The organism is Enterobacter cloacae complex sp. SHL018, assembly GCF_049237905.1.
Classification (GTDB): Bacteria; Pseudomonadota; Gammaproteobacteria; order Enterobacterales; family Enterobacteriaceae; genus Enterobacter; species Enterobacter hormaechei_C.
Genome location: NZ_JBMKJE010000001.1, coordinates 371673 through 394051, shown reverse-complemented (window position 1 = coordinate 394051; position 22379 = coordinate 371673). Strand labels below are relative to the sequence as shown.

At 54.4% G+C, this 22379-nt stretch carries 23 protein-coding genes and 1 pseudogene; 14 read left to right on the top strand and 10 right to left on the bottom strand.

The window, feature by feature from the left end; genetic code table 11:
• The first annotated feature begins 7 nt into the window (after positions 1-7).
• The 3 genes from ypdF to ptsP are packed head-to-tail and all read left to right on the top strand — an operon-like array spanning position 8 to position 4648.
• Entirely contained in the window at positions 8-1120 is a 1113-nt protein-coding gene (gene ypdF, locus ACOTY5_RS01995) for an aminopeptidase (protein WP_062933915.1), read from the top strand.
• A complete protein-coding gene (gene ypdE / locus ACOTY5_RS01990; protein WP_045142406.1) occupies positions 1093-2133 on the top strand; it encodes an aminopeptidase in 1041 nt (346 codons plus the stop codon). The genes ypdF and ypdE overlap by 28 nt, the downstream gene beginning before the upstream one ends.
• 22 nt (positions 2134-2155) lie before the next feature.
• Complete coding sequence (gene ptsP, locus ACOTY5_RS01985; protein WP_045142407.1) at positions 2156-4648, top strand: phosphoenolpyruvate--protein phosphotransferase; 2493 nt, start codon at positions 2156-2158, stop codon at positions 4646-4648.
• 3 nt (positions 4649-4651) lie between these two features.
• Here ptsP and ACOTY5_RS01980 read toward each other — a convergent pair whose 3' ends face one another.
• The gene (locus tag ACOTY5_RS01980) at positions 4652-5506 is read right to left on the bottom strand and encodes a helix-turn-helix domain-containing protein (protein ID WP_026094381.1); all 855 of its coding nucleotides are present in this window, start codon (positions 5504-5506) and stop codon (positions 4652-4654) included.
• A gap of 1 nt (position 5507) precedes the next feature.
• Positions 5508-6128 carry a flavin reductase family protein gene (locus ACOTY5_RS01975; RefSeq protein WP_003858756.1) on the bottom strand — a complete coding sequence of 207 codons (621 nt, stop codon included), beginning with the start codon at positions 6126-6128 and terminating at the stop codon, positions 5508-5510.
• A 262-nt stretch (positions 6129-6390) separates the two neighbouring features.
• On the opposite strand from ACOTY5_RS01975, the gene rnk reads away from it, so the two are divergent.
• Positions 6391-6801: a nucleoside diphosphate kinase regulator gene (gene rnk / locus ACOTY5_RS01970; protein WP_006809650.1), complete on the top strand. Its 411-nt coding sequence runs from the start codon at positions 6391-6393 to the stop codon at positions 6799-6801.
• A 137-nt stretch (positions 6802-6938) separates the two neighbouring features.
• Positions 6939-7028 carry a small membrane protein YldA gene (yldA, locus tag ACOTY5_RS01965; RefSeq protein ID WP_015571155.1) on the top strand — a complete coding sequence of 30 codons (90 nt, stop codon included), beginning with the start codon at positions 6939-6941 and terminating at the stop codon, positions 7026-7028.
• A gap of 10 nt (positions 7029-7038) precedes the next feature.
• Here the strand turns inward: yldA and ACOTY5_RS01960 are convergent, their stop codons facing one another.
• Positions 7039-8277: a zinc-dependent alcohol dehydrogenase gene (locus ACOTY5_RS01960; RefSeq protein ID WP_015571156.1), complete on the bottom strand. Its 1239-nt coding sequence runs from the start codon at positions 8275-8277 to the stop codon at positions 7039-7041.
• Positions 8278-8458: 181 nt separating this feature from the next.
• On the opposite strand from ACOTY5_RS01960, the gene uspG reads away from it, so the two are divergent.
• Complete coding sequence (gene uspG / locus ACOTY5_RS01955) at positions 8459-8887, top strand: universal stress protein UspG (RefSeq protein ID WP_006809652.1); 429 nt, start codon at positions 8459-8461, stop codon at positions 8885-8887.
• Between the two features lie 59 nt (positions 8888-8946).
• Here the strand turns inward: uspG and ahpF are convergent, their stop codons facing one another.
• Together ahpF and ahpC are read right to left on the bottom strand one after the other, a co-directional pair.
• Positions 8947-10512, bottom strand: a complete 1566-nt coding sequence (gene ahpF, locus ACOTY5_RS01950; protein WP_045142408.1) for an alkyl hydroperoxide reductase subunit F — start codon at positions 10510-10512, stop codon at positions 8947-8949.
• A 188-nt stretch (positions 10513-10700) separates the two neighbouring features.
• Positions 10701-11264, bottom strand: coding sequence for an alkyl hydroperoxide reductase subunit C (gene ahpC / locus ACOTY5_RS01945; RefSeq protein ID WP_014882974.1), 564 nt, complete (start codon positions 11262-11264; stop codon positions 10701-10703).
• Positions 11265-11885: 621 nt separating this feature from the next.
• Between ahpC and citR the strand changes: the two genes are divergently transcribed.
• The 3 genes from citR (at position 11886) to ACOTY5_RS01930 (ending at position 14767) form a co-directional block, all read left to right on the top strand.
• On the top strand, positions 11886-12806 hold the full coding sequence (citR, locus tag ACOTY5_RS01940; protein ID WP_032652946.1) for a DNA-binding transcriptional repressor CitR: 921 nt from the start codon (positions 11886-11888) through the stop codon (positions 12804-12806).
• A gap of 126 nt (positions 12807-12932) precedes the next feature.
• Positions 12933-14156, top strand: coding sequence for a phosphoadenosine phosphosulfate reductase (locus ACOTY5_RS01935; RefSeq protein ID WP_017382491.1), 1224 nt, complete (start codon positions 12933-12935; stop codon positions 14154-14156).
• Positions 14141-14767: an IbrB-like domain-containing protein gene (locus ACOTY5_RS01930; RefSeq protein WP_023303279.1), complete on the top strand. Its 627-nt coding sequence runs from the start codon at positions 14141-14143 to the stop codon at positions 14765-14767. The genes ACOTY5_RS01935 and ACOTY5_RS01930 overlap by 16 nt, the downstream gene beginning before the upstream one ends.
• On the opposite strand, the gene ACOTY5_RS01925 is transcribed toward ACOTY5_RS01930, so the two are convergent.
• Positions 14768-15928 (bottom strand): pyridoxal phosphate-dependent aminotransferase, encoded by a 1161-nt coding sequence (locus tag ACOTY5_RS01925; RefSeq protein WP_017694327.1) that lies wholly within the window; start codon positions 15926-15928, stop codon positions 14768-14770.
• 122 nt (positions 15929-16050) lie between these two features.
• Here ACOTY5_RS01925 and ACOTY5_RS01920 point away from each other — a divergent pair, with 122 nt between their 5' ends.
• Genes ACOTY5_RS01920 through ACOTY5_RS01910 form a run of 3 tightly spaced genes read left to right on the top strand, consistent with a single transcriptional unit; the run spans position 16051 to position 17890 of the window.
• Positions 16051-16665, top strand: a complete 615-nt coding sequence (locus ACOTY5_RS01920; protein ID WP_017382494.1) for a methylthioribulose 1-phosphate dehydratase — start codon at positions 16051-16053, stop codon at positions 16663-16665.
• Positions 16662-17351 (top strand): acireductone synthase, encoded by a 690-nt coding sequence (gene mtnC / locus ACOTY5_RS01915; RefSeq protein WP_006809660.1) that lies wholly within the window; start codon positions 16662-16664, stop codon positions 17349-17351. The genes ACOTY5_RS01920 and mtnC overlap by 4 nt, the downstream gene beginning before the upstream one ends.
• Positions 17348-17890, top strand: a complete 543-nt coding sequence (locus ACOTY5_RS01910; protein WP_023315605.1) for a 1,2-dihydroxy-3-keto-5-methylthiopentene dioxygenase — start codon at positions 17348-17350, stop codon at positions 17888-17890. The genes mtnC and ACOTY5_RS01910 overlap by 4 nt, the downstream gene beginning before the upstream one ends.
• A 51-nt stretch (positions 17891-17941) precedes the next feature.
• Here ACOTY5_RS01910 and ACOTY5_RS01905 read toward each other — a convergent pair whose 3' ends face one another.
• Both ACOTY5_RS01905 and ACOTY5_RS01900 read right to left on the bottom strand, forming a co-directional pair.
• Positions 17942-19048, bottom strand: coding sequence for a hypothetical protein (locus ACOTY5_RS01905; protein WP_259429760.1), 1107 nt, complete (start codon positions 19046-19048; stop codon positions 17942-17944).
• A gap of 62 nt (positions 19049-19110) precedes the next feature.
• Entirely contained in the window at positions 19111-19338 is a 228-nt protein-coding gene (locus ACOTY5_RS01900; RefSeq protein WP_045142687.1) for a helix-turn-helix domain-containing protein, read from the bottom strand.
• A 106-nt stretch (positions 19339-19444) separates the two neighbouring features.
• Here ACOTY5_RS01900 and ACOTY5_RS01895 point away from each other — a divergent pair, with 106 nt between their 5' ends.
• Complete coding sequence (locus ACOTY5_RS01895) at positions 19445-19717, top strand: helix-turn-helix domain-containing protein (RefSeq protein WP_045339325.1); 273 nt, start codon at positions 19445-19447, stop codon at positions 19715-19717.
• Positions 19718-19812: 95 nt separating this feature from the next.
• Here the strand turns inward: ACOTY5_RS01895 and ACOTY5_RS01890 are convergent.
• Together ACOTY5_RS01890 and mtnA are read right to left on the bottom strand one after the other, a co-directional pair.
• Positions 19813-19884, bottom strand: a pseudogene (locus ACOTY5_RS01890) (polyketide cyclase); the annotation flags it as partial.
• Between the two features lie 103 nt (positions 19885-19987).
• The gene (gene mtnA, locus ACOTY5_RS01885; protein WP_045142686.1) at positions 19988-21004 is read right to left on the bottom strand and encodes an S-methyl-5-thioribose-1-phosphate isomerase; all 1017 of its coding nucleotides are present in this window, start codon (positions 21002-21004) and stop codon (positions 19988-19990) included.
• Positions 21005-21106: 102 nt separating this feature from the next.
• On the opposite strand from mtnA, the gene mtnK reads away from it, so the two are divergent.
• Complete coding sequence (gene mtnK, locus ACOTY5_RS01880) at positions 21107-22306, top strand: S-methyl-5-thioribose kinase (protein ID WP_032103099.1); 1200 nt, start codon at positions 21107-21109, stop codon at positions 22304-22306.
• Positions 22307-22379: the final 73 nt, after the last annotated feature.

Below are 22379 nucleotides of genomic sequence, written 5' to 3'. Positions count from 1 at the left end.
GTGAACCATGGAATTACTGAGAAGGCTTCGTGCCTGGCTGGCTGCGGAAAAACTGGACGGCGTGCTCATCTCTTCGCGCCAGAATAAACAGCCGCACCTGGGCATTTCAACCGGTTCGGGATATGTGCTGGTGTCACAAACCGCGGCACATATCCTGGTGGATTTCCGTTACTACAGCGATATCGCTTCACGAGCGGCGGGCTATGAAATGCACCTGCTTAACACGGAGAACCCGTTTGCGCAGGCGGTGAACCAGATTATTGCGAAGGACAATCTCGCCCGTCTTGGCTTTGAGGGTGAATACGTGAGCTGGCAAACAGGCGTGCTGTGGCGCGATACGCTGAATACCACCCTTTGCAGCACCTCGCTCGACGCGCTGCGGCAGATAAAAACCTCTGACGAAATCGACCGTATCCGTGCAGCATGCGGCATTGCCGACCGCGCCGCACAGCACATCCGGCGTTTCATTCAGCCCGGTATGCGCGAGCGTGAAGTCGCTGCCGAGCTGGAGTGGTTTATGAAGCAGGAGGGTGCGGACAAGCCCTCTTTCGACACCATTGTCGCCAGCGGGCCGCGCGGTGCGCTGCCCCACGGCAAAGCCTCTGACAAAGTGATTATGCCTGGCGAGATGATCACCCTTGATTTCGGCGCCCGACACCAGGGGTATTGCTCGGATATGACAAGGACCTTTCTTGTCGCCGGGCAAAACACGCCGCCGGAGGAGCACCCTCTCTATGCGGTGTACCAGATCGTTCTGGCGGCACAACAGGCGGCCATTGATGCCATCCGCCCCGGCGTTTCCTGTCATCAGATCGATAGCGCCGCACGTTCCGTGATTGAACGTGCAGGTTACGGCCCGCAGTTCGGGCATAACACCGGTCATGCCATTGGTATTGATGTCCATGAAAATCCACGTTTTTCCCCTACCGACCGCACCCCGTTGCAGCCCGGCATGGTGCTGACCGTTGAACCGGGGATCTACCTTGAACACCAGGGCGGGGTACGAATTGAAGATGTGGTGCTGGTGACGGAAACGGGCGCCGAGGTGCTTTATACCCTCGACAAACGGCTATTGCTGACGGGAGAACAAGAGTGGACAGAGATTTACTGCGCGCCCTGAGCGAAGCAGACGCCATTGCGGCCTCAGAGCAAGAGGTGCGCGACATCCTGCTCAGTGAGGCGCAAAAATACCATAAAGAGGTTCAGTTTGATGGGCTGGGTTCCGTGCTTATCCGCGTCAACCAGAGCCGGGGCCCGAAGGTGATGGTCTGCGCCCATATGGATGAAGTCGGTTTTATGGTGCGTAGCGTCTCGCGCGAAGGGGCCATTGATGTCCTGCCCATCGGCAACGTGCGCATGATGGCCCGTACCCTTCAGCCGGTGCGCATCACCACGCGTAACGGGGAAAAAATACCGGGACTGCTGGATGGGGATCTGAAAGGAGAAAACGTTGACAATTTGCGTGTCGACATTGGCGCGACGTCGGCGGAGGAGGTGTTCGCCGCCGGTATCGACGCAGGCGACCGCGTGACGTTCGATACACCCTTTCAGACCCTTCCCCACAATCGGGTGATGGGTAAAGCCTTCGACGATCGTCTCGGCTGTTACCTGCTGATCGCGCTGCTGCGCGAGCTGCACCAGACGCCGCTCGAGTGCGAGCTTTGGCTGGTGGCCAGCTCAAGTGAAGAGGTCGGCCTGCGCGGCGGCCAGACCGCCACGCGCGCCATTCATCCTGATATCGCGCTGGTGCTGGATACCGCCTGCTGGTCAAAAAATTTCGATTATGGCAGCGCCAACCATCGCCAGATCGGTGCGGGCCCGATGCTGGTGCTGTACGACAAAACGCTCATCGCCCCAGCCAAACTGATTGCGCTGGCTGAGACGATCGCGCGCTCGCAGGAGATCCCGCTGCAAAAAGACATGTTCAGCAACGGCGGAACGGACGGCGGGGCGATCCATCTCTCCGGCACTGGCGTGCCGACTCTTGTGCTTGGTCCCCCGACCCGACACGGGCACTGCGCGGCATCCATTGCCGACGAAAAAGACATTCATCACACCCAACAACTGCTTGTCGCGCTTGTGGCATGCATGAACCGTGAGACCGTGGATCATCTGACGGACTTCAGATGCTGATCTCACGCGGCCAGGAGGAAGTATGCTTTCAATTGAATTTTTCTGCCCACTGCCCAACGGCCTGCATGCGCGTCCGGCCTGGGCGTTAAAAGAGCAGTGCAGCGCATGGCGCAGCGACATCCGTTTTATCAACAGACGGCTTAACACTCACGCGGATGCCAAAAGCTCGCTGGCGCTGATCAGTACCGGTACGCTGTTTAATGACAGCTGCGTGCTGGAAATTAACGGCAGCGACGAGGAGCAGACCCGACGCGTGCTGGAGGCGTATCTCACCGGCGCGTTTATCGACAGCGACAGTATTCCCTCCGGCGACGCGCCGCACGTTGCGCATCCCCTGCCCCGTTCGCTTGTAAGGCTTGCTCCCCACCTTCAGCACGGCATTACGCTCGCCAGTGGCATCGGGGCTGGCACTCTGCGAGGCTGGCAGAGCGATAACCTCAAACGTTATTGTCAGATCCCCGCCTCGCCGGAAGATATTACCCGCCTGGAACACAGCCTGGCGACGCTGGCTGAACAGCTCAACCACCGTCTGCGCGGGCTGGACGGCGAGAGTAAAACCATTCTCAGCGCGCATCTTTCGCTGATCCAGGATGAGGAGTTTGGCGGCACCATACGCCGACTGATCGCCGAGGAGCGGCTAAGCCTTGCGGAGGCGATCATTCGTAATATGGAGCTGATCTGCGACAAGCTGTCGCTCTCCGCCAGCGACTACCTGCGTGAACGCGTCAGCGATATTCGCGACATCAGCGAGCAGCTTCTTAACATTACCTGGCCGGAGTTACAGCAAACCTCCGCATTCACCCTCAGCGCCCCCACTATTCTGGTGGCGGAAGATCTGACGCCCAGCCAGTTTCTCAGCCTCGACACGCAGTATCTGAAAGGCATGGTGCTTGAAAAAACAGGCCGGACGTCGCATACGCTGATCCTGGCACGCGCGGCCTCCGTGCCTGTGCTGAGTGGTTTAACGGTCGCCTCGCTGGCGCCGTTGATGGGAAAAGAGGTCATTCTGGACGGCATCTGTAGCGTGCTGGTCGTTGAACCCAACGACGCGGTGAATGATTACTATAGCGTGGCGCAGCGCCTTGCCGACCGACGCCACCAGCAGCAGATCAAAGATGCGGGTCTTCCAGCACTCACCCGCGACAACGTACCGGTAGAGATTGCCGCCAACATCGGCAGCGCGCTGGAAGCGCCCGGGGCGTTTACCTGCGGCGCGCAGGGTATCGGGCTGTTTCGCACTGAAATGCTGTATATGGACAGAGACACTGCGCCGGACGAGCAGGAGCAATTCGAAGCCTATCAGCAGGTGCTGCTCTCCGCGCAGGGCAAGCCGGTCATCTTTCGCACAATGGACATCGGCGGCGATAAGCAGCTCCCTTACCTGAACATTCCCCAGGAAGAAAACCCGTTCCTCGGCTATCGTGCCGTTCGTATTTATCCCGAATTTGCCGATCTCTTCCGCACCCAACTGCGCGCGATCTTACGCGCAGGCGCGAGCGGCAATGCGCTGTTGATGATCCCGATGGTGCACAGTCTCGATCAGATTTTATGGATCAAACAGGAGCTGCAAAACGTTCGTGACGCCCTGGCCTCACAGGGGTTACGTCACACCGCACACCTGCCGCTGGGGATCATGGTTGAAGTGCCTTCAGTCTGCTTTATCATCGATCACTTCTGCGAAGAGGTGGATTTCTTCAGTATCGGCTCGAACGATATGACTCAGTATCTCTACGCTGTCGATCGCAACAACCCGCGCGTTTCGGGGCTGTATAACCCCATCACACCGTCTTTTTTACGCATGGTTCGCCAGATTGTCGCCGCAGCGCATCGTCACGGGAAATGGGTCGGCATTTGCGGGGAACTTGGCGGAGAGCAGCGCTACCTCCCTCTTCTGCTTGGTCTGGGCTTAGATGAGTTCAGCATGAGCGGGCCGCGCATCCCTGCGGTAAAAACCCAGCTGCGTCAGCTGGACATGGCAACCTGCCGGGCGCTGGCGGAAAAGGCCTGCGACAGCCGCAGCGCAGAGGAAATTGAAGCCCTGCTGGCGGATTTCACACCGGAAGCGCCGCCGCGTCCCTTGCTGGCCCTGGAGACTATCGTGGTCAAGCCGCTGACCTCAAAAGAGCAGGTGCTTCAGTTCTTATGCGGAAATCTTGCGATTCATGGCAGGACCGAAAACCCGCTCGAACTTGAAGAAGATCTCTGGCAGCGCGAAGAGATTGTCACCACCGCCGTCGGGTTTGGCGTGGCGATCCCTCACACCAAATCGCAATGGATACGCCACTCCAGCATCAGCATTGCACGCCTGGACAAGGCGATTGACTGGGAGTCGGATTTGGGCGACGTCGAGCTGGTGATCATGCTGACGCTCGGCGCTCAGGAAGGGATTAATCACGTGAAGGTCTTTTCCCAGCTGGCGCGGAAGCTGGTCAATAAAACGTTTCGCGAGTCGCTGTTTGCAGCAACGACGCCGCAAAGTATCCTGGATCTGCTGAACGCTGAAATCACGTTCTGACTGTCACTGAAAGCGTGCGCGATACTCCCCCGGCGTCAGGCCAAACTGGCGCCGGAACAGACGGCTAAAATAGTCGCTATCGGCATAGCCGCAGCGCTTCGCCACTTCCCCCACCGGCAGGTGGTATTTTTGCAGGATGGTTCTCGCCTTCGCCATACGCACCCAACGAACGTAATCCACAAAACTCATCGTCCCCTGTTGGGAGAACAGGCGTGACAGATGGTTGGCCGAAATATTAAAAAGCGCGGCGACGCTGTCCCGCGACAGGGATTCAGCATAGTTTTCCTGCACCCAGTTACAAATGCTCTGATAGAGGAAATCCCCGCGCGACAGTCCCGGTTCAGGCAGCGACGACACCACTTTCCGGCACCAGTGCAGCAGGCTCAGCACCAGCGGTTGAATAATGGCCTGATCCTGCGGGGAAGCGCTCAGGTGCGTCAGGGCCATCAGCATCGCAGCACATTCGCCTCGTTCAGGATGAGGAAGCTCAACGTGTCGCTGCGCAGGCACGGATCGCCCGTGACGGGTATCATGAAACACCAGCCCCAGCCACGACGGCGCAAAAAGAATGCTCAGCAGCATGACCGGTCGTTCAAACACCGGGACGCTGGCGGCCTGGGCGGGAAGAAACAGCATTTCCCCCTGGCAGAGGGTCTGCTGCCCGGTAACCAGTCTGTTGCCATATTCCCCGCGAAGAACGACATCAAGCCGTGGCCAGTCGCGGCTCACGCTTCCGACAGCGTCAGACGCGCCACGTTGAGCAAACCAGACTCGCCCCAGCTGCTGTGGGTTGAGCACCAGGCCGCTCAACAGATCGGCAAAAAACTGCTGATCGGCGGGCAACAGGGTTGCGCGCATATCACCCCCTGCGCGCATCCGGGCGTACCAGATCGAAGCGATGGCTGTCACTGATGGCGTAGTAGGCCGTCGGTCCACCCGCACGCAGAATGGGCTGCGCTTTCGCGGTCTGGTATATCCCCTCTTCCAGCAAACTCTCGGCGATATGGACACCCACGACTTCGCCGAGCACCAGCCAGGTATCAATCGGTGTCCCATCCGCGCCGGTAAGCTGAATGCACTGTGACAATCGACACTCGAAATTCACCGGGCTTTCCGCCACGCGCGGCGAGCTCACAAGCTGGCTGGCTACGGGCGTCAGGCCGGCAAAGGTAAATTCATCCTCGCCATGAGGGAGCGTGGCGGAGGTTTCATTCATCGCCTCGGCCAGATCGCGCGTTGCGAGGTTCCAGACAAACTCCCCCGTTTCGGTAATATTCCGCACGCTATCCTTCCAGCCGTTGCTGGAAAAACCAATGATCGGTGGGCGATAGTTAAAGCAGTTAAAGAAGCTGTACGGGGCAAGGTTCAGTTGACCGGCCTTGTCACAGGATGAGATCCAGCCAATCGGACGTGGACCGATAATGGCGTTCAGCGGGTCGTGCGGCAGGCCGTGCCCCTGAGACGGTTGGTAAAAGTACATATCGCTCTCTCTACGCTGGGGCTGCAACGCGCATTGCCCGGGTTCAGTCTTTCCAGCGTAACGAAATTTCCGTTCAGCGTGAATCGGGACGCCGGGTTTATTGCCAAAAATTCATATGGCGCATGATTGTGACCTTCATCACTTCAAACTTACGGTTTCAGACAGTATCATCAGATAAGTTAAACCCTCGCTGCCAGACGGCGAGGGTTTTCTTTTGGATTGGTTTCTGCGTTACACGCAGCATTAACGACATGGAGTAAAAATGTCCAGACCTACGATTATCATCAATGAACTCGACGCAGAACGTATTGACCGACTGTTGGAGAAACCAGAATTCGCCTCGCTGCCGGTAGCCGATGCGCTGAACGAAGAGCTCGACCGGGCGCAGATGTGTACGCCTGAGACCATGCCGCATGATGTGGTCACCATGAACAGCCAGGTGAAGTTCCGCAACCTGACCACCGGAGAGGAGCTCACCCGTACGCTGGTCTATCCGGCGCAGATGACCGACAGCAGCACGCAACTGTCGGTGCTGGCACCCGTGGGCGCGGCGCTGCTTGGACTGCGCACGGGCGATACCATCCACTGGGAACTCCCGGGCGGTGCCTCAGCTCACCTGGAAGTGCTTGAGCTGCTCTACCAGCCCGAAGCCGCTGGCGATTACCTGCGTTAATCCCTTCTGAACAAGCGACCCCGCTTTGCACAGAGGATGCACCCGCATCCTCTTTCCGCAAATTCACCCTATTGTGCTATACCGGACAAAAACCGCTTAATCCACGCTTAGTCTGTTGTAGTGCCGTGGGGACGGTCATGGGTGAGATACTTGTTATCACACTGGTTTTTCTCATCATCCTGGCGATCCTCGTCGTGGCGGTGCTGTATCTTGAGCGCCACTGGTGAGTGAGGAACCTCACACAACGCCGCCGGGGAAGGCATTCACCAGTCCCTTCACTTTCTGCTGCGCTGCCTCCGGGGTGTCTGCGCCAGGCACCAGGATCACCTTGCGGCACTCCTCCTCCCGTTTTTCGAAGATCTTATAGGCGCGTTCCGCATCAGCCAGCGGAAGATAGTGGGTCACAATATCTTCTGGGGTAAGCAGCCCTTTTTCGATGAGCGGCAGCAGCTCTCCCAGCCAGGCATGGACGTGGGTCTGCCCCATCTTAAAGCTCAGCCCTTTATCGAAGGCATCGCCAAACAGGAAGCCGTGAATAAAACCGGCGTACACGCCCGGCACGCTGACCACGCCGCCGCGTCGCACCGCAGCAATGCACTGGCGCAGGGCTTTGCCGCTGCTGCCTTCAATTTTCAGGTTACTGAGGATCGTTTCCGTGGTGCTGCCTTTGGCCTCAAACCCGACGGCATCAATCACCGCATCCACTCCGCGCTGTCCGGCCGTTTGCTCAATGATTTTCTCCGCCGCGTCGTTATCGTCATCAAAGTTAATCGGGATCGCGCCGTAGCGCTCCTGGGCAAACCGCAGTCGATAGGGATGATGGTCAACCACGAAAATCTGCTCTGCGCCGAGAAGCCGCGCGCAGGCAATGGTCAGTAACCCCACCGGCCCGGCCCCGAATACGGCGACGCTGGAGCCTTTCTGGATCTGCGCATTTTTTGCCGCCTGCCAGGCGGTAGGCAGAATATCTGACAGGAAAAGCGCTTTGTCGTCAGACAGCAGCTGGGGCACTTTAAACGGCCCCACGTTGCCTTTCGGGACGCGCACATACTCCGCCTGTCCGCCCGGCACGCCGCCGTAAAGATGGCTGTAGCCAAACAGCGCGGCAGGCGCGGGAATTTGCTTTTTGTTCAGCGCCGCGCCCTGCCCGCGGTTCGTGTTTTCGCAGGCCGCGTACTGTTGCATCTGGCAAAAGAAGCAGTCACCGCAGGCAATCACAAACGGGATCACCACCCGGTCACCTTTCTGCACGTTTTTCACTTCGCTCCCGCACTCCACCACCTCGCCCATAAATTCATGACCAAAGATATCGCCGTGCTGGACCTTGGGAATTTTTCCGCGATAAAGATGCAAATCAGAACCACAGATCGCCGTGGCCGTTACGCGCAGGATGATATCGTCAGGCTGTTCGATGCCCGGATCGGGGACATTATCGACCCGAACATGATGTGGACCGTGATAGGTGAGAGCTTTCATGCAACCTCCGAAAGGGTGTGGGTAAGCTTATAAAAGGGTAGCTACCTCTCGGGATCTGCCCCGGAATCCGGCTGTTTTGAGATTTATCCTGGCGAGATAAAAAAGTGCTGTCGGGATTACAGAAACCTTTTATATTTTGTGGTTGAATGATTTCAGCGTTTATAAACAAGGAGAAACGGTTATGTATCAAACAATCATTATGCCGGTTGATGTTTTCGAAATGGAACTGAGTGATAAGGCTGTACGTCACGCGGAATTTCTCGCGCAGCAGGACGGAGTTATTCATCTTCTGCATGTTTTACCGGGCTCTGCCAGCCTGAGCCTGCATCGTTTCGCTGCTGATGTGCGTCGTTTTGAAGAGCATTTACAGCATGAAGCCGAGACACGCCTGCAAACCATGGTCGGGCACTTCAGCATCGATCCTTCCCGCATCAAAACCCACGTCCGGTTCGGTAGCGTGCGCGACGCCGTTAATGAGCTGGCGGGGGAATTAAATGCCGACGTGGTAGTGATTGGTTCACGTAACCCTTCCATCACCACTCACCTGCTGGGGTCGAACGCCTCCAGCGTGATCCGCCACACCCACATTCCGGTGATGGTCGTGAGATAAAAAAAGAGGCCACCTTTTGGTGGCCTCTGGCATTGCAGGTGTCGTCTTGCTTTCTTTTATTATGCGGTTTTGGTGCGGATCAGATAATCAAACGAGCTCAGCGACGCTTTCGCACCTTCGCCAGTGGCGATGATGATCTGTTTGTACGGCACGGTGGTGCAGTCGCCCGCCGCAAATACGCCCTTCACGCTGGTTTCGCATTTCGCATCAATGATGATCTCGCCCATGCGGTTGCGCTCAATCGCGCCTTCCAGCCAGGTGGTGTTTGGCAGCAGGCCAATCTGAACAAAGATCCCTGCCAGCGCCACGCTGTGGATATCGCCACTCACGCGGTCACGGTATTCCAGACCGGTCACTTTGCTGCCGTCGCCTTTCACTTCTGTCGTCTGGGCATTGAGCACAATATCGACGTTATTCAGGCTACGCACCTTATCCTGCAACACCTGGTCCGCTTTCATCTCCGGGGCGAACTCCAGCAGGGTAACGTGTTCAACAATTCCCGCCAGATCGATAGCCGCTTCCACGCCGGAGTTACCGCCGCCGATCACCGCGACGCGTTTACCTTTGAACAGCGGGCCGTCACAGTGCGGGCAATAGGTCACGCCTTTGGTGCGATACTGATCTTCGCCCGGGACGTTCATGTTGCGCCATTTCGCGCCGGTGGCAATGATCACGCTGCGCGCCTTCAGCACCGCGCCGGACGCTGTTTCAATCTGGTGCAAACCACCCTCGACCGCCGCCGGAACCAGTTTGCTGGCGCTCTGGCTGTCAATGACATCCACGTCGTAGTCGCTGACGTGCGCTTTCAGCGCCCCGGCCAGTTTCTGGCCTTCGGTTTTCGGCACGGAAATGTAGTTTTCAATGTCAACGGTATCCAGAACCTGACCACCGAAACGCTCGCCCATCAGACCGGTACGGATCCCTTTACGTGCGGAGTAGACCGCTGCCGCCGCGCCCGCCGGGCCGGAGCCAACAATCAGTACGTCGTACGCATCGCGTTGGTTCAACTCTTCCGCCGCACGTTTTTCTGCGCCGGTATCCACTTTGGCGACGATTTCGGTCAAGGTCATACGCCCCTGGCCGAACTCCTGACCATTCAGGTAAACCGCCGGAACGCCCATCACGTTGCGCTCGGTGATTTCGTTCTGGAACGTACCGCCGTCAATCGCCGTGTGCTTAATGCGTGGGTTGAGGACTGACATCAGGTTCAGCGCCTGCACCACGTCCGGACAGTTGTGGCAGGAGAGTGAGTAATAGGTTTCAAACTCAAAATCACCGTCGATATCGCGGATCTGCTCCAGCAGCGCCTGCGCTTCTTTTGACGGATGACCACCGGTCCACAGCAGCGCCAGCACCAGGGACGTAAATTCGTGCCCCAGCGGAGAGCCCGCGAAACGCGGCCCCTGGTCAGACCCTGGGTTGGCGATCAGGAAAGAAGGCTTACGGACTGCCAGCGTGTTGTCTTCTTTGAAGGTCACTTTCGTCGACAGCTCAGCAATCTCTGTCAGCAGCGCTTTGATTTCTGCCGATTTCGCGCTGTCGTCCAGCGTGGCAATCAGCTCAACAGGTTTGGTCAGTTTCTCAAGATAGGCCTTGAGCTGGGTTTTCATGTTAGCGTCGAGCATTATTCTTCCCTCTCTTAAAACGTCATCATGCAAGCCGCCTTATACGGGCTGCCTGAATGCAACTTGCATCATGGTGCTGGAATGAAATGGGCGCGGGGAGCGCCCATTGATTGCCGGGTGGCACTTCGTTTACCCGGCCTACGATACTGTAGGCCTGTGCAAGCGTAGCGCCGCCAGGCTTTACAGACTTAGATCTTGCCGACCAGGTCCAGAGATGGAGCCAGCGTCGCTTCGCCTTCTTTCCATTTCGCCGGGCACACTTCGCCTGGGTGAGAAGCAACGTACTGAGCCGCTTTCACTTTGCGCAGCAGGTCAGATGCATCACGGCCGATACCTTCAGCGGTAACTTCGATAGCCTGGATAATGCCCTGCGGGTCAACAACGAAGGTCGCGCGGTCTGCCAGGCCTTCATCTTCACGCATGTTGTCGAAGTTACGGGTCAGGGCGCCAGTCGGGTCGCCGATCATCGCGTATTTGATTTTCGCGATAGTTTCAGAGCTGCTGTGCCACGCTTTGTGGGTGAAGTGGGTATCGGTAGAAACAGAGTAAACGTCTACGCCCAGCTTTTGCAGTTCTTCGTAGTGGTCTGCCACGTCGCCCAGTTCGGTCGGGCAAACGAAGGTGAAGTCAGCCGGATAGAAGAAGAACACGCTCCAGCGGCCTTCGGTATCTTTCTCAGTTACTTCGATGAACTCACCGTTTTTGAACGCCTGGTTTTTGAAAGGTTTAATTTTGGTGTTAATCAAGGACATCTGTACTTCCTCCGTGTTTTCGTTGAGATGTAAGGTAACCAACTTTGTTCATCGGGGCTAATGCGTATGCTTTATCAAATCAATCAGCCAAACCTTACAACAACAACAAGACAGCAAGGTGAACCTTTTACAGGAAAGCCTGAAAGTAAAAAGGCCGCCTCAACGGGCGGCCCTGATACCTGAATTCCCCGCAGGTACATTCAGTGCCAGCCGAAGCTGGCGTTGCGTTGCGCTCTACATACCTTGTATCAAGGCCGTAACAGCGGTTTGATTACAGCATCCGTGCGCGCATTGAGCAATGCATAAGAGGGATAGTCCTGCCTATGGTTGTGATAGGCAGAATCGAACAGGTCTCAGAAACGTTATAAATTTAATTTCATTATAAATTTCGCGCTATATATAAATGCCAGTTGTCATTCAAATAATTCAATCACACTTTAAAGATAAAATTATCTTAATAAATCTTGAAGTTGTGTTTCAATAATCCAAAGCCGTGATATATTAAGATCACTTAATTTTTAAATTAAGCGAGTTACCCCCACGGATTGTTAAAGGTAACTTCCCTCTGTCGTACTCCATGATGTGATAACGACAGCAAACACAGCACACTCAGGACGAAACATGGCCAACCTCTACGACCTAAAAAAATTCGATCTCAATCTGTTAGTCATCTTCGAATGCATTTACCAACATCTCAGTATCAGTAAGGCTGCCGAGACACTTTATATCACGCCATCCGCCGTGAGCCAGTCGCTGCAACGTCTGCGTGGCCAGCTCAATGACCCCCTGTTCATCCGCTCAGGTAAGGGAATTACGCCGACCACGGTGGGCACCAACCTGCATCATCATCTTGAACAGAATCTCAACCAAATTGAGCAGACGATCAACATGATGCATCACTCGGACATCAAGAAAAAGTTCGTTATCTATTGCTCTCAAATGATGTCGCCCGGCTATATGCTCGAACCAATGAAGCTGCTAATGTCAGAGGAAAATTACGAGATAGAACAACGAGATATGCTTATCTCTCCGGAATCCGCAGAGGACCTGCTCGCCTACCGTAAAGCCGACCTGATCTTTACTATTGCCCCAATTAAGAATCGCTCTGTGGTGTGTTCTCACTTTGCCACGGTGCCAATAGCGTTAATCTGCCGAGAAAACCATCCAAGACTCGCCGATACGGTCAGTCTTGAAGCGTTATACCGGGAAAAATTCACCTTTTACCAGAGTGCGCACCCGGGCGTTAAAGAGTTCCAGAATCGCGCCAATGACCTTTTCCCGGAAAGAGATATTGCTTTTCGCACGGACTCCATCATTTCGCTTATCTCCATGGTCAGTTCATCTGATCTGTTAGGCTTTATACCCGTATCAATCTATGAAGCCTATAAAGAGACGTTAAAAATAAAACGGATCGCCGCCCCATTTGAATTGCCCGAAATACATGTCTATATGCTTTACAGCCGTTCATCGCTGAACAGCAGCGTTTTTTCAACGTTCATTGAGAAAATGCATAAACTCTGTCTTTCCGATCCGTCTGCGTAAAATCATTTATATGATGAATATAAAAATCGCAAACTGAAAAAATGATCCCGTGAAAATAATGAAAAATGATTTCATAATATCGTCTTAATTTTTTCCAGACATTTAACACGCAGGATGCGATTAACCATGTCTATCTATAAAATCCCTTTACAGGAAAATGTTTTAGACGCTTCAGCGGAACGCATAGACTGGACGCTAAACAATTTCTCCAGGGTATGCGTTTCCTTTTCCGGTGGAAAAGATTCTACCGTGATGCTGCATCTCGTTGCCCAGCAAGCACGGCAATTAAAGCGAAAAATAGATGTCATCTTTCTGGACTGGGAAGCGCAATTCTCCTCAACCATTCAGCATGTTGACACGATGAGAACGCTGTATCGGGATGTTATCCATCAGTTCTGGTGGGTAGCGCTTCCGCTCACGACCCAGAACGCCCTGTCACAGTTTCAACCTGAATGGCAGTGCTGGGAACCCGGGACAAACTGGGTTCGCCAGCCACCGGAAGATGCCATTACCGATTATCACTATTTCGATTTTTATCAGCAGGGAATGACGTTTGAAGTCTTCGTGCGAGAGTTTGCCGAATGGTATGCGCAAAAACGTCCTGCCGCCGTCATGGTGGGGATCCGCGCCGATGAATCCTACAACCGCTTTCTGGCTATCGCGTCGGCACGTAAGCAGCGCTTTTCTGACGATAAACCCTGGACGACCGTCGCACCGGGCGGGCACACCTGGTATATCTACCCTCTGTACGACTGGAAAACCGCCGACATCTGGACGTGGTTCGCGAAATCGAAATGTTGCTATAACCCGTTATACGACCTGATGTACAAGGCGGGGGTGCCGCCGCGTTATATGCGCATCTGCGAACCGTTTGGCCCGGAACAGCGTCAGGGCTTGTGGCTCTATCATGTCATTGAACCCGAACGCTGGGCGGCGATGTGTGAGCGTGCCTGCGGGGTGCGCAGCGGCGGTATTTATGCCGGGCACGATAACCATTTTTATGGCCACCGGAAGATCCTGAAACCAGACCATCTTGGCTGGCGCGAATACGCCATGCTGCTACTCGACAGCATGCCGCAAAATACGGCGGAACATTACCGCAATAAAATCGCGGTTTATCTCCACTGGTATCAAAAGCGAGGCATGAACGATATTCCCGATACGCAGGAGGGTGACATTGGTGCAAAAGATATCCCCTCCTGGCGACGCATTTGTAAGGTTTTACTCAACAATGACTATTGGTGCCGGGCACTTTCGTTTAGCCCAAATAAGCCCAAACACTATCAGCGCTACAGCGACAGAGTGAAAGCAAAACGCAAGGAATGGGGGATTTTATGCAACAACGAATAATCACCGAAATGGAAACGTACCTTCAGGCACTTTCTGAGGAAGAGCGAATAGCCGCTATTAATGCGTTTCGTCAGGCATTACATGAAATCAGCCCTTTTCGCGATCAGCCCGTCGATTGCGTATTGTGGATAAAAAAGACAAACATCAGCGCTAACGATTACAACCCAAATAACGTCGCGCCACCGGAAAAGCGGCTGCTCAGCAAGTCACTGGAGCTGGATGGATTCACACAGCCTATCGTGGTGACGGAAAATGCGCCACAGCACTACGAAATTGTCGATGGTTTTCACCGCCATGATATCGGCAGTAACCGGGCGACCCTGAAGCGCCAGCTTAAGGGTTACCTTCCTGTCACCTGCCTGCGTAAAGCGCGGCAGGAAAAGTTCGACCGCATGGCTGCGACCATTCGCCACAACCGCGCGCGCGGACGCCACCAGATCAACGCCATGTCAGAAATCGTGCGCGAGCTGGTGCTTATGGGCTGGAGTGAGCAGAAAATTGGCCAGGAGTTGGGTATGGATAGCGACGAAGTGCTGCGCCTCAAACAAATCAACGGTCTGCTCGAACTCTTCGCAGACCGTCGTTTTTCTGAAGCCTGGACGGTGAAATAGTCAGAGCGCGTTTAACCGCGCTGCCGCTGCCAGCAGCGTCGATTCCTGCTTCGCAAAGCAAAGTCGGATCAGCTTATGCGGGAAGGGATCGGCGCAGAACACCGACAGCGGAATGGCCGCCACGCCCACCTCTTTCGTCAGCCACTGGCAGAAACTCACGTCGTCCAGATCGGAAATCGCGCTGTAGTCGGCCAGCAGGAAATAGGTCCCTTCACAGGGTAAAATCTCCAGACGGCTTTTGCTCAACGCAGCCACAAACCGATCCCGACGCGCACGGTAGAAATCCGGTAGCTCACGGTAGTGTCCGGGTTCGCTGCGCAGCATATCCGCCAGCGCCAGCTGAGCGGGTGTGTTCACCGCAAACGTCAGATACTGGTGCACTTTACGCAGCTCAGCGCTGATGGCGGCGGGCGCCACGCAGTACCCGACCTTCCAGCCGGTCATATGGTAGGTTTTGCCAAATGACGATACCGCGATTGCACGCTCACGAAGCTGCGGATGCGCCAGCACGCTGGCATGTCCCTCTTCGGCGAAGCAGATATGCTCATACACCTCGTCGCTCAGAACATAGATTTCACGTTCGGCGATGGCCTGCCACAGGGCGGCAAAATCGCTCTTCTGCCACACCGTCGCCGATGGGTTGTGCGGCGTATTCAGGATCACCAGCCGGGTTTTATCGCTCAGCAGCGCGGCAAACGCCTGCCAGTCCGGACGAAAATGCGGCGGCTGGAGCGCCACGCGTTTCACTACGCCGCCGGCCAGTTCAATCGCCGGGGCGTAGCTATCGTAGCTTGGGTCAAAACAAATCACCTCATCGCCCGTACGCACCAGGGCGGTTATCGCCGCATACAGCGCTTCGGTCGCCCCTGCGGTTACCGTGACATCGCTGTTCGCATCAGGTTTATAGCCATACAGCTCAGCCGTTTTATCCGCAATGGCTTCACGCAACGCCTGCACGCCGGTCATCGGCGCGTACTGGTTTGCCCCCTGCGCCACGTGGTACGCCAGACGCTCCTGCAAATAGCGCGGGCCGTCAAAATCCGGGAACCCCTGCGAGAGGTTAATGGCGTTATGCTGCTGCGCCAGAGCGCTCATCCGGGTAAAAATCGTCGTGCCGAGATTTGGAAGTTTACTCTGCGGGATCAACGGGTTATTGCTCATTGTAGTGTGCCTGCCTGTAATACTTATGTTGCTGACACTATAACACGATGTTAGTCTTTGGCAATCAAGACGCTTAGACGTCTAAACGATATAAATATTCCTGACCGAGAGGGTAAAAGGAAATGACAGACAACCTGCAACTCACACACCTGGTCGAGGCCTGCCGCTGGATTGGCGCTAAAGGCTGGGCGCCCGCTACCGGCGGCAATATGTCCGTGCGTCAGGATGAACACCTGTGCTGGCTGAGCGAATCCGGAAAAGATAAAGGCAGCCTGACCACCGCCGATTTTCTACAGGTTGAAATCGCCACCAACCGTGCGCCGTCTGGCCGTAAACCGTCGGCAGAGACCGGGCTGCATACCCTCATCTATCGCCTGTTTCCCGAGGCTAACGCCGTCCTGCACGTTCACACTGTCAATGCCACGGTGCTGTCGCGTCTGGTCAACGAGGCCGAGCTGAAGATCACCGGTTTCGAGATGCAAAAATCCCTTACCGGGCAGACCACGCACCAGGATACGGTGGCCATCCCGGTGTTTGATAACGACCAGGACATCGACGCCCTCGCCTCGCGCATCGCCCATTACGCGCAGGAACGCCCGCTTAATTATGGTTTTCTTCTGCGCGGCCATGGCTTAACCTGCTGGGGACGCGACGTGGCCGAAGCCCGCCGTCATCTGGAAGGTTTAGAATTCTTATTTGAATGCGAAATGCGTTTACGACAATGGGAGAGAGTATGATTCGCGCGATTGTGACGGATATTGAAGGGACCACCAGCGATATCCGTTTTGTCCATGATGTTTTGTTCCCCTACGCGCGTGAGCGGCTGGCGGCCTTCGTGACCGCGCAGCAGTACGCCGAGCCGGTCAAATCGATTCTGGACAACCTGCGCGATGAAATCAGCGCTCCGCATGCCAGCGTCAGCGATCTCATCAACGTACTGTTTACCTTTATGGATGAAGACCGCAAATCGACGGCGCTCAAAGCCCTGCAAGGCATCATCTGGCAGGACGGTTACGTCAACGGTGACTTTACCGGACACCTCTATCCTGACGTACTGCCCGCGCTGGAAAAATGGAAGGCGCAAGGGATTGATCTCTATGTTTATTCCTCTGGCTCTGTCGCCGCGCAGAAACTGTTATTTGGCTACAGCGACGAAGGTGATATTACTCATCTGTTCAGCGGCTATTTTGATACCCACATTGGCGCCAAGCGCGAGGTGCAGTCTTATCAAAATATTGCGGCGCAAACGGGCATTGCCCCGTCGCAGATCCTGTTTCTGTCGGATATTCATCAGGAGCTGGACGCGGCTGAACAGGCGGGTTTTCGCACCCTGCAACTGATTCGCGGTGAAGATGACGGCGCAAGCCATCATCATCAGATCCACCAGTTTGACGAGATTAATCCGGAGCAGATCCCTTCATGAGCGCATTGACCATTTATTCCGATAAAGACGCCAGTCAGCACCAGTGGCACAGCACCGACGCCGCCGAGATTGCCCAACAGCTCAACGCCAAAGGCGTGCGGTTTGAACGCTGGGCTGCGGATCGCGATTTAGGGCACGATCCCGCGCCTGAAGCCGTGATCGCGGCCTATCAGCATGCGATCGACAAGCTGGTGGCAGAGAAAGGTTACCAGAGCTGGGATGTGATCAGCCTGCGCGCCGACAATCCGCAGAAAGAGGCGCTGCGCGCGAAGTTTCTGAACGAACACACTCACGGTGAAGACGAAGTGCGCTTTTTCGTGGAAGGGGCGGGATTGTTCTGCCTGCACATCGGCGATGAGGTGTATCAGGTGCTGTGCGAGAAAAACGACCTGATTTCCGTTCCCGCGGGCACGCCGCACTGGTTTGATATGGGCTCAGAGCCGAACTTTACGGCGATTCGTATTTTCGATAACCCGGAGGGTTGGGTGGCGCAGTTTACAGGTGATGCGATCGCGGATGCGTATCCAAGGCTGGCATAGGTATTTACATTTCTAGTGCCATTAACGTTAATCAATGGCACTTTTAACGAATCAAAATGGAATATCATCTATAAAAGCTATTTTTTTATTCACTTTCATGTTAAAAACGTCTTCAATATAAATTCGAAGTTGCTCTTTTATTTTTTCGCTACCCTCCAACAGCTCGTTAAGCTGCGAACTCTTAGTAGTTATCTCAACTATTAGCGAATCATCAGAAGGCCAGATGTCATCTATGCTAAAACGATCATATACTTTAAAACCCCTCATTACTTCGAGCGATAACTTTGCCCCATACTTATGCCATAGCTCTTTTGTTAAAATCTTACGTTTATCAATATTAGAAAAAGCATCATTGTAAAAATTCGAAAAGCATTTATTGATATAAGTTACATAATATTCGTGAAGTTTTTGATAATAAATTTCATTAGTTAAAAAACCATTAAGTGTCATGAAATTTATTTTTGAAGCAGTCGATTCACCATTTATAATATAATTACTTATGATAGTATGCGATTCCGTTTCGCTTGGATGTATTTCATCTCCTTCACAATCCAGTAGTATCATCTCACTATCAATTAATGACATTAGATGGAAAAAATAAACACTACGTTCTTTTTTTCTTGATGATAAAGAGGTTAACTCATAAGACTGCGCTTTCATCAATGACGTTATCGAATTGAATATATTTTTATCATTATTTGATCTTCCACTTTTCTTACTCATTTCTTGAAAAGCAAAAACATTTTTTGTTACGTTGAAAATTTTTTCATAAACAATACCATCCGGCACGCCGATTTTCTCTTTGTTATTAAAATTCAATTCATAGTTTAGTATTGGGTGATTACTCCAGTTTTTCAATGGCTCATAATCAATATTAGGATCATTGGGCTTAATGTTTTTCACTAATAACGCCCAAACATTTTCTTCATTTTTCTTACAACTAATTATGAGAGTTGTATAAACTAATACATCTCTAACTTTTGTCGCTTTGTAAGCAATAATATCTATTTCTCGCGCAACACTTTGAACATCATCTATATAATATTTATTATTAATAACCCCCCAACCATGATTATTTAAAAAATCAGAAACTTTACTTTCTAAAATAAATCCAGTACTTTTAATATTATCAGCATAAATTTGTAACTTATCATTCATTTTAGCCCCTTGAGCACGATGTTTTATCATTTACCATATAATTAACTTTGCTATTTTCTTATCTATATTATTTCATTCAAAATTAACGATATATTCACATCAACCAACCTCGCCAGATGCACAAACTCCACCACATCTAACCTGCGCTCCCCGTTTTCAACTTTAGCAATAAACGACTGTGGTTTTCCCAGCGCTTCCGCAAGCTGCGCCTGAGTAATCCCCTTCTCTTTACGGGCTTTCTTCAATGCATTGATAACACGTTGGTATTCATCCGAGTAAACTGAGGCCATTGTTCCGATTCCATACAAATATCCTGAAATCGAATATCCTCCCGTTGTGTTTTTATCCCAAAACAGGATAATTAAGCGCGTAACAAACACACGTAAGGAGGACACAATGCGTCATCAGAACTGGCATCCTGCCGATATCATCGCCGCACTAAAGAAACACGGAACAAGCCTGGCTGCGTTGTCCCGAAAGGCTGGATTATCTTCATCCACACTGGCAAATGCGCTTTCCCGACCATGGCCTAAAGGGGAACTGCTTATCGCTCAGGCTCTTAACCTTCCACCGGAGGTGATATGGCCGGAAAGATACTTTGATGAAAAGGGAGAGCCAGTATTTCGTCAGATGAGGAATACTAAAAAGAGAAACCTTTCTTCAACATGATCAACGCATTCTCCCCCTCACCCCATCCCTCTCCCTCAAGGGAGAGGGGGTTGAAGAGTCTTCACATACCCCACCAGCTGATCCAGCACAACACCCTACCCTTCATGGAAGCCCATCTGCTCATGTTGCTCGCGGATCTCCTTCGTCGGATGACGCGCAATCGCCGAGGTCGCGCGGTGCATCCACCACGCGCTCCAGTTTTAAGTCTGTGTCAGGATCGAGCGTCACGATGTTGTCCTCTCAGGGAACGCCCTTAAAGGATAGCCGGACTCAGGCAAATTTCCCTTTCGCTACCTCGTCCGGTGTGACCACGCCTGTATCCAGCACCCAGCCGCTAATCAGCGAGGCGGGGGTAACGTCAAACGCCGGGTTATAGACCTGCGCCTCTTGCGGCGCCCACTGCACCGCGCCAAAGCTCCCCGCCACGCCCGTCACTTCGCTGGCCGCCCGCTGCTCAATCGGGATTGCGTCACCGTTCAGGCAGTCCGGGTCGAGGGTCGTTTGCGGGGCAGCGACGTAGAACGGAATGCCGTGAAACTTCGCCAGCACCGCCAGGGAATAGGTGCCGATTTTGTTCGCCACGTCGCCGTTGGCGGCAATGCGGTCTGCACCCACCCACACGGCGTCCACCTGCCCTTTTGCCATCAGGCTGGCGGCCATGGAGTCGGTAATCAGCTGATACGGTACGCCCAGCTCGCCGAGTTCCCACGCGGTCAGCCTGCCGCCCTGCAATAGCGGACGGGTTTCATCCACCCAGACGTTGCTTACCTTGCCTTCCTGATGCGCGCGAGCAATCACCCCCAGCGCGGTACCGACGCCCGCCGTCGCCAGCCCGCCGGTGTTGCAGTGGGTCAGCAGACGGCTGCCGCGCTTCACCAGCGCGCTGCCCGCACTGGCAATAGCGTCACAGAGCCGTTTGTCTTCGTCAATCAGCCGCAGCGCTTCAGCCACCAGCGCCGGAATATAATCTTCCTGCCACAGCGCAATCTTCATGCGATCGAGGTTATTCATCAGGTTCACCGCCGTCGGGCGGGAGGCGCGCAGGGTTTCCAGCGCCACCGCCAGCTCGTCGCGGCTTTTGCCGCTTTCCGCTAACAGCGCCAACAACAGGCTTGCAGAGAGACCAATCAGCGGCGCGCCGCGCACCCGCAGGGCGTGGATGTGCCCGACCAGCGCCTCGACCGTCGAGGCATCCAGCCAGCGTTTCTCCTGTGGAAGCGCCTGCTGGTCGAGAATAAAGAGCTGATTATCCGCCACCCGCAGGCTGGTCGTCTGTAATGTCTGCATGTCGTTAATTCCCTGTTGCGTTGTTGTAGCACATTGTGTCAGGATGAATTCCAGATGTATAGACGTCTACATGTCTTAATTAGCAAAACTGAGGAGCAGGCCATGTCGCAATACCGTACCTTTACCGCTCAGGACGCCGTGGAGTATGCCAGGCAGTTTGGCGGACTTGACGATCCTTCATCGCTGGTAGAGGCGCAGGAAATCGGCGACGGCAACCTCAACCTGGTCTTTAAAATTTTCGACCGCGCGGGCGTGAGCCGCATCGTCGTTAAGCAGGCGCTGCCCTATGTACGCTGCGTCGGCGAATCCTGGCCGCTGACGCTGGATCGTGCCCGTCTTGAAGCGCAAACCCTGGTCGAGCATTACCAGCACAGCCCGCAGCACACGGTGAAAATCCACCACTTTGACCCGGAACTGGCGGTGATGGTGATGGAAGATCTCTCCAGCCATCGCATCTGGCGCGGCGAGCTGATTAACAACATTTACTACCCCCAGGCGGCGCGTCAGCTGGGGGAATATCTGGCTCACACCCTGTTCCACACCAGCGATTTTTATCTGCATCCGCACGATAAAAAAGCGCAGGTAGCGAAATTCATCAACCCGGAGATGTGCGAGATCACCGAAGATCTGTTCTTTAACGATCCGTACCAGATCCACGCGCGCAACAGCTACCCGGCCGAGCTGGAAAACGATGTTGCCGCCCTGCGCGACGACGCCCAGCTTAAAATCGCCGTGGCCTCCCTCAAGCACCGCTTTTTCTCGCACGCCGAAGCCCTGCTGCACGGAGACATTCACAGCGGTTCGATTTTTGTGGCCGACGGCAGCCTGAAGGCCATCGACGCTGAGTTCGGCTATTTTGGGCCGATTGGCTTTGACGTTGGCACCGCCATCGGCAACCTGCTGCTGAACTTCTGCGGCCTGCCTGGGCACCTCGGCATTCGCGATGCCGCCGCCGCGCGCGAGCAGCGCCTGAACGATATTCAGGAACTGTGGAACACCTTCGCGGAGCGCTTCCAGGCGCTGGCAAACGAGAAAGCCCGCGACGCCGCACTCAGCGCGCCGGGCTATGCCTCCGCGTTCCTGAAAAAGGTCTGGCATGACGCCATCGGGTTCTGCGGCACCGAGCTGATTCGCCGCAGCGTCGGGCTTTCACACGTGGCGGATATCGATACCATCCAGGATGAAGCCATGCGCCACGAATGCCTCCGCCATGCAATATCCCTCGGTAAAGCGCTGATTGTCATTGCCGACCGCATCGACAGCGCGGAAGAGCTGGTGGCGCGAGTGCGGCAGTACAGTTGAGAACGTTTGCCCGGTGGCACTGCGCTTACCGGGCCTACGGGTGCAAAATGTAGGCCGGGTAAGGCGAAGCTGC